The sequence below is a fragment of the Mesorhizobium sp. M1E.F.Ca.ET.041.01.1.1 genome (genome assembly GCF_003997355.1).
Taxonomy (GTDB): domain Bacteria; phylum Pseudomonadota; class Alphaproteobacteria; order Rhizobiales; family Rhizobiaceae; genus Mesorhizobium.
Map to the genome: position 1 here is coordinate 1 of NZ_RZSL01000312.1, position 7279 is coordinate 7279.

Sequence of the window (7279 nt, forward strand, 5' to 3'; positions counted from 1 at the left end):
GCACCGTGCTGCGTGGACTGATGATCCTGCCCTGGGCGCTGCCGACCGTCGTCAACGCCACGCTCTGGCGGCTGATCTACAATCCCGAATATGGCGCGCTGAACGCAGCCCTTACGCAACTGCATCTGATCGACAGCTACCGGTCCTGGCTGGGCGAGCCCGGAACGGCGCTCGCGGCGCTGATCGTCGCCGATTGCTGGAAGAATTTTCCGCTGGTGGCCCTCATTGCGCTCGCCGCCCTGCAGGCGGTGCCGCGCGACATCAACGCCGCAGCACTTGTCGACGGCGCCGGTCCCTTCGCGCGCTTCCGCTTCGTCATCCTGCCCTATCTTGCCGGCCCGCTGATGGTGGCACTTGTGCTGCGCACCATCGAAGCCTTCAAGGTCTTCGACATCATCTGGGTGATGACCCGCGGCGGGCCGGCCAACAGCACCCGCTCGCTGTCGATCCTCGTTTACCAGGAGGCCTTCTCGTTCCAGCGTGCCGGCTCCGGCGCCTCGCTGGCGCTGATCGTCACCTTGCTCGTCACCACGCTTGCCGTCGCCTATGCGGCGCTGGTCAGGAACACCGCGGGGAGCGCCGCCTGATGGAACGCAAGTCCCCGCTTTTCACAGCTTTCATCTACGCCTGCGCCATCCTGCTTGCCGCCGTGATCCTGGCCCCGCTCGTCTGGCTCTTCGTCATGAGCATTTCGCCGGCGGCCGATCTCGCCGCCAAGCCGCTGCACTGGTGGCCGCAAAGCGCCGACTTCTCCCGCTACGCGCAACTTTTGTCGACGGTCGAAAACAGCGCCGGCGCCGCCTTCACCGCATCGCTGCGCAACAGCCTCGAGGTCGCGGGCATGGCGACGCTCGCCGCCATCCTGCTTGCGGTGCCGGCCGGCTGGGCAGTTTCGCGCACACCTGCGGTCGGCTGGTCGCTGTCCATGGTGATCGCCACCTATATGCTGCCGCCGGTGGCGCTCTCCGTGCCGCTCTATATGGGGCTCTCCTATCTCGGCCTGCTCAACAACGTCTTCGGCCTGGCGCTGATCTACCTGACGATCCTGGCGCCCTTCACCACCTGGCTGATGAAATCGGGCTTCGATGCCATCCCGCGCGAGATCGAGGCCGCCGCCATGATCGACGGCGCCGGGCTGTTCCAGACCTGGCGCATCCTGACCTTGCCGCTGGCTGCGCCCGTGGTGGCGACATCGGCGCTGTTTGCCGTGCTGCTGGCCTGGGACGAGTTCTTCTATGCCCTGCTCTTCACTTCGGACCAGCGGGCAAAGACCTTGACGGTCGCCATCGCCGATCTCGCCGGCGGCCGCGTTTCCGACTACGGGCTGATCGCCACCGCCGGCGTGCTCGCTGCCTTGCCGCCGGTGCTGATCGGCCTCGTCATGCAGCGCGCGCTGATCTCGGGCCTGACCAGCGGCGGTGTGAAAGGATAACAAAGGATAGTGATGACTGCGGAAAAACCTCGACCGGCAGGGCTTGTCGCAATCGACCGCGAGATGGCGCGCCAACATGGGGACGCGCTTGCCTCGTTCAAGAACAACGAGGATGCCGCCGGCCAGGTCGCGGCCTCGATCAGGCGGAACGGCAGGCTGATCCTGCTCGGCATGGGTGCCTCGCATGCGGTTGCCCGCGCTGTCGAGCCGCTTTATCGCGCGCACAGCATCGATGCCATCGCGATGCCGCTGTCCGAGCAGCTCGGCCAGCCCTTGCCGCTTGCCGGCAAGACGGTGCTCGTCACCTCGCAATCCGGAGAAAGCGCGGAGGTGGTGCGGTGGTTCTCTGAGCCTGGCCAGCGCGCCGACACCTTCGGCCTGACGCTGGAAGCCGGCTCCTTCCTCGGCCGGACGGTTCCTTGCCTTGTCGGCGCCGGCGGCACCGAGCTTGCCTTCGCCGCGACGCGCAGCCTGACCGTGACCTTCGCCTTGCATCTGGCGATCCTCTCGGCGCTCGGGGACGATCCCGCGCCAGCGCTTGCGGCGCTGGAAGCCCCGGAAGCTATCGCGATCGACGCCGCGCTGGCGGCACTGAACGAGGTGGCGACCGTCGTCACTTCCGGCCGCAGCCTGCAGGGGCTGGCCGAAGCGCTGGCGCTCGGCCTCACCGAACTGTCGCGCCTGCCATGCTATTCGCTCGAAGGCGGCCAGCTTCGCCACGGACCGATGGAAATGCTCGGTCCAAAAATCGGCGTCATTCTCTTTCGCGGCGAGGATCCGACATCCGACCTCGTCACCGCGATGGCGCTTTCCGTCGTCGAGGCAGGCGCGCGGCTGATCATCTTCGACGCCTCGGGCAAGCCGCCGGTCGGTGACGCGGTCACGCTGGCTTTCAAACCAGCGTCCGGGCTGGCGGCGATCTTCGCCATGCTGCCGGTGGCGCAGCGCCTGATGATCGCCTTCGCCGATGCCCGTGTCGACAATGCCGGGACGCCGGTCCGCACCACCAAGATCACGCGGAGCGAATGATGCGGCCGCTTGCGGTGATCGGCAACGTCAATGTCGACCTGATCGTCGGCCCGGTCGCGCCATGGCCGAAGGCGGGAACCGAGACCGTCGTGGATCATGACGACCTGCGCGTCGGCGGCCAGGCCGGCAACACAGCGCTAGCCTGGCAGGCGCTGGGCATCGATTTCGATATCGCCGCCAATCTCGGCGACGACCAGTTCGGTCGCTGGCTGCGCGAGGCTTTCGGCTCGCGTGCCGAGAAATGGCCGGTGCGTCCGGAGGGCACGACGCTGTCGGTCGGCATGACGCACCCGGACGGAGAACGCACTTTCTTCACCACACGCGGTCATCTGCCCCGCTTCAGCCTGGACGACGTTCTTGCCGTTCTCGACGGCAAGCGGCTTTCCGGCGGCTACGCGCTCATTTGCGGCTCCTTCCTGACCGATGACCTCACCCGAGACTACGGCGCCTTTTTCGACTGGGCGGAGGCGCATCATATCGCCGTCGCGCTCGATACCGGCTGGCCGATCGACGGCTGGACGGCGAAGAACTGCAACGCCACCCGAGATTGGCTGTCGCGCTGCGAGTTGGCCCTCTTCAACGAGGTCGAGACGACGACGCTGGCCGGGCTGGCAAGTCCGGCGGACGCCGCGCGCAAGATCCGCGACGGAATGAGGAAGGGCGCGACTGTCGTGGTCAAGCGCGGGCCCGACGGCGCGATCGCCATCGGCGCCGACGGCCAACTCATCGAAGTCCCGGCGCCCCGTGTGAAAGTCGTCGACACGATCGGCGCCGGCGATGTCTTCAACGCCGCCTTCCTCGCCGCGCTGGCGCGGGAGCGGCCGCTGGCCAACTGCCTTTCCGCCGCGATCCGGGTGGCCTCACGCGCCATCTCCACCTTGCCCCGCGACTATGGCGGGCCGATGCTTTTCGAGGAAGCCGTCAATGAGCGCGCTTGAAATCCGCGATATCCGCAAGAGCTACGGCAGCGTCGAAACCCTGAAAGGCATCGACATCTCGCTTGAGAGTGGCGAGTTCCTGGTGTTGCTCGGCTCGTCCGGCTGCGGCAAGTCGACCTTGCTCAACATCATTGCCGGGCTCGCCGAGGCGACCAGTGGCGACGTGCTGATCGGCGGCCGCTCGGTGCTCGGCGTGCATCCCAAGAACCGCGACATCGCCATGGTCTTCCAGTCCTATGCGCTTTATCCAAACCTGACCGTGAGCCGCAACATCGGCTTCGGCCTGGAGATGCGAAAAGTCCCCGCGGACGAACGCGACAAGGCGGTGCGTGAGGCAGCCAAGCTCCTGCAGATCGAAAGCCTGCTCGACCGCAAGCCCGGCCAGCTTTCCGGCGGCCAGCGCCAGCGCGTCGCCATCGGCCGGGCGCTGGTGCGCAAGCCGCAGGTATTCCTGTTCGACGAGCCGCTCTCCAATCTCGACGCCAAGCTGCGTCTCGAGATGCGCACCGAGCTCAAGCGCCTGCACGAGATGCTGCGGACCACGGTCGTCTATGTCACGCACGACCAGATCGAGGCGATGACGCTGGCGAGCCGCATCGCCGTCATGCGCGACGGCCGCATCGAACAGCTCGGCACGCCGGAGGAGATCTACAACCAGCCGGCGACCCTCTATGTCGCCGGCTTCGTCGGCGCGCCTGCGATGAACGTGCTGGAAGCGGTGGTTGAGGATGGCAAGCTTGCCATAGCCGGCACCGACACGCGACTGGCGTTGCCGCCCCGTTACGCGAGCGCGGCCCGGAACGGCGCCAAAGTCGTTGTCGGGATCAGGCCCGAAGCGCTCCGCCTCGGGTCAGGCACTGGCGCCGAATTGTCGCTGCCCGTCGAGATCGATGTGGTCGAGCTGACCGGGCCCGAGCAGGTCACCACAGCCCGGATCGGCGCGCAGAGGCTCACGGCAACCTTGCCGCCGCGGAGCCGCGTTGCCAAGGGCCAGCCATGCGCCTTTGCCTTCGATGAAGACGCGCTTCGCCTGTTCGATCCAGCGACAGGCAAGGCTTTCCGAGGAGCAGTATCGAGCGGTTCAGCTTCTCCAAGCTGAACCGCTCGCATGTCTCAGTCGATGTCGAACGACACGCCCTGCGCCAAGGGCAGCGCCTTCGAGAAGTTCACCGTGTTGGTGGCCCGGCGCATATAGGCCTTCCAGGCGTCCGAGCCGCTCTCACGGCCGCCGCCGGTTTCCTTCTCGCCGCCGAATGCGCCGCCGATCTCGGCGCCGGAGGTGCCTATATTGACGTTGGCAATGCCGCAATCCGATCCGTCGACGCCGAGGAAGCGTTCCGATTCCTGCAGGTCGCGGGTGAAGATCGAGGACGACAGGCCGGCGCCCACAGCATTGTGCAGGTCGAGCGCCTCGTCGAAATCGGAATATTTCATCACGTAGAGGATCGGCGCGAAGGTTTCTTCCGTCACAGGTGACACCTGCTTCGGCATCTCGACCAGCGCCGGATGCACATAGTAGGCGTCGGGGTGGCCGTTCTCGAACCGCGTGCCGCCGGTCACCTTGCCGCCATGTGCTTCGGCTTCCTTCAGCGCCTTCTGCATGTTGTCGAAGGCGGCCTTGTCGATCAACGGTCCGACCAGCGCCGACGTCTCCAGCGGATTGCCGACCGAGACGCTCTGATAGGCCTTCTTCAGGCGCGGCAGCAGCGCGTCGTAGACGCTCTCATGCACGAACAGGCGCCGCAGAGTCGTGCAGCGCTGGCCGGCGGTGCCCATGGCGCCGAAGGCAATGGCGCGCAGCGCCATGTCGAGATCGGCGGTCGGGCAGACGATGCCGGCATTGTTGCCGCCAAGCTCCAGCACGGCGCGGGCGAAGCGCTTCGCCAGCCGCGGACCGACCTCGCGGCCCATACGGGTCGAGCCGGTGGCAGACACGAGCGGCACCTTGGGATGATCGACCAGCACCTCGCCGACGGCGCGGTCGCCGATCAGCACCTGGAGCAGGCCTTCCGGGGCATCGGCGCCGAAGCGCTTCACGGCACGCTTGAAGACCGCGTCGCAGGCAAGCGCCGTCAACGGCGTCTTTTCCGACGGCTTCCACACCACCGCGTCGCCGCAGACGAGCGCGAGCGCCGCGTTCCACGACCATACCGCGACCGGGAAGTTGAAGGCCGAAATGACGCCGACGACACCGAGCGGATGCCAGGTTTCCATCATGCGGTGACCGGGCCGCTCGGTGGCGATGGTCAGGCCGTAGAGCTGGCGCGAAAGGCCGACGGCGAAATCGCAGATGTCGATCATCTCCTGCACCTCGCCGAGCCCCTCGGACGGGATCTTGCCGACCTCGATCGACACCAGCCGGCCGAGTTCCGCCTTGTGCGCGCGCAATTCCTCGCCAAGCAGGCGCACCAATTCGCCCCGCTTCGGCCCAGGCACCAGCCGCCAGGCCTGGAAGGCCTTGTGCGCGGCGTCGATGGCCTTGCTTGCATCGGCGGCAGAAATCGTCTTCAGCGCCGCGATCTGCTCGCCCGTCACCGGGCTGCGCACGACGAGGTCGCCGCCGGAAAGCGCGTCCTTGGCGACGCCAAGTTTCTCCAGAAGTGAGGCCGTTTCCTTCGCTATCGTCATTTTTGTCCCTTTCAGATCCCGCCCGGATATGGCGAGCGTCGAAGCCTTGCGCCATGCTTGGCGCGCCCTCCGGCACGTCCAGGCGCTTTGATGGCGTGGCATTACTCGTTTCAGGGAAAAACCGCCACCCCGGCATGGTCCAAGCCCGGCTCGCAAAATTGGGCCAGGCGCCGGAGGGGGGATCAGCGGGCTTTGTGGACCGGCTTTTCGGCGCTTTCCTTGATCAGCCTGTCAATGTGCATGCGGATGTGAGCGGCCTCGGCGGCGGTGTTGGCTAAAGCGATCGCACGGTCGAAGGCCACGCGCGCCTCCTCATTGCGGCCAAGCTGCATCAACAGTCCGCCCCTCAGGCCGAAGAAGTGGAAATAGCCGGACAGCCTGTCTTCCAGCGGCTCGATCATGGCGAGCGCGGCTTCAGGTCCGCTCACCTTGCTCACCGCGACGGCGCGGTTGAGCGTCACCACCGGCGAGGGCTGCATCTGCTCGAGCAGGCCGTAGAGCAGGTCGATCTCGGTCCAGTCGGTATCCTCGGGCGTCGCCGCGCGCGCATGCAACGCCGCGATCGCCGCCTGCACCTGGTAGGGGCCGGGCTTGCGATGGCGCAGCGCCTTGTCCACCAAGGCCAGGCCTTCGTCGATCATCTTGCGGCTCCACAGCGACCTGTCCTGATCCTCGAGCAGCACGATCTCGCCATTCTCGTCGAAGCGCGCCGGCGCGCGCGCATGCTGGAGAAGCAGCAGCGCCGTCAGACCCATGATCTCGGGCTCGGTCTGAAAGAGCCTGAGCAGCAGCCGGGCAAGCCGGATCGCTTCCTCGCACAGTGGCGCGCGAGCCGGCGCCTCGCCGCTGTTGGTCGAGTAACCTTCGTTGAAGATGAGGTAGATCATGGCGGCGACCGCCGCGAGACGCTCCGACCGCTCGACCGCGCCTGGCGTCTCGAACGGCACGCCGGCGTCCGCGATGCGCGCCTTGGCACGGGTGATGCGCTGCTCCATGGCGCTTTCGCCGACAAGAAAGGCGCGCGCGATCTGTTTGACGGTGATGCCGGAGACGATGCGCAGCGCCACTGCGATCTGCTGTGTCGCCGGCAGGTCCGGATGACAACAGATGAACAAGAGCCGCAGGATGTCGTCGCGATAATGCGCGCCGTCCAGCCGCTCGGCCATATCGCCTTCGGCGTCATCGAGATCGGAGATCTGGTCCTCTTCCGGCAGCGGCGCCTGCTTGGAGCGCTTGCGCACCGCGTCGATGC

General features: G+C 66.6%; 7 protein-coding genes. 5 read left to right on the top strand and 2 right to left on the bottom strand.

Features of this window, described 5'->3' with window-relative positions:
- The 5 genes from EOA38_RS22620 to ugpC all read left to right on the top strand — a co-directional run.
- Positions 1-587: sugar ABC transporter permease (locus tag EOA38_RS22620; RefSeq protein WP_145966030.1), on the top strand; the 587-nt coding region annotated here is incomplete at its 5' end.
- On the top strand, positions 587-1432 hold the full coding sequence (locus EOA38_RS22625; protein WP_126092229.1) for a carbohydrate ABC transporter permease: 846 nt from the start codon (positions 587-589) through the stop codon (positions 1430-1432). The genes EOA38_RS22620 and EOA38_RS22625, both read left to right, overlap by 1 nt.
- A gap of 12 nt (positions 1433-1444) precedes the next feature.
- Entirely contained in the window at positions 1445-2461 is a 1017-nt protein-coding gene (locus tag EOA38_RS22630) for an SIS domain-containing protein (RefSeq protein ID WP_126092228.1), read from the top strand.
- Positions 2461-3399, top strand: a complete 939-nt coding sequence (locus EOA38_RS22635; protein ID WP_126092227.1) for a PfkB family carbohydrate kinase — start codon at positions 2461-2463, stop codon at positions 3397-3399. Before EOA38_RS22630 ends, EOA38_RS22635 begins: the two co-directional genes overlap by 1 nt.
- The gene (gene ugpC, locus EOA38_RS22640; RefSeq protein WP_126092226.1) at positions 3386-4498 is read left to right on the top strand and encodes a sn-glycerol-3-phosphate ABC transporter ATP-binding protein UgpC; all 1113 of its coding nucleotides are present in this window, start codon (positions 3386-3388) and stop codon (positions 4496-4498) included. The genes EOA38_RS22635 and ugpC overlap by 14 nt, the downstream gene beginning before the upstream one ends.
- 14 nt (positions 4499-4512) lie before the next feature.
- Here the strand turns inward: ugpC and EOA38_RS22645 are convergent, their stop codons facing one another.
- Complete coding sequence (locus EOA38_RS22645; RefSeq protein WP_126092225.1) at positions 4513-6027, bottom strand: aldehyde dehydrogenase family protein; 1515 nt, start codon at positions 6025-6027, stop codon at positions 4513-4515.
- Positions 6028-6209: 182 nt separating this feature from the next.
- Positions 6210-7279 (bottom strand): RNA polymerase sigma factor (locus tag EOA38_RS22650; RefSeq protein WP_145966031.1); only part of this gene is annotated, 1070 nt, incomplete at its 5' end.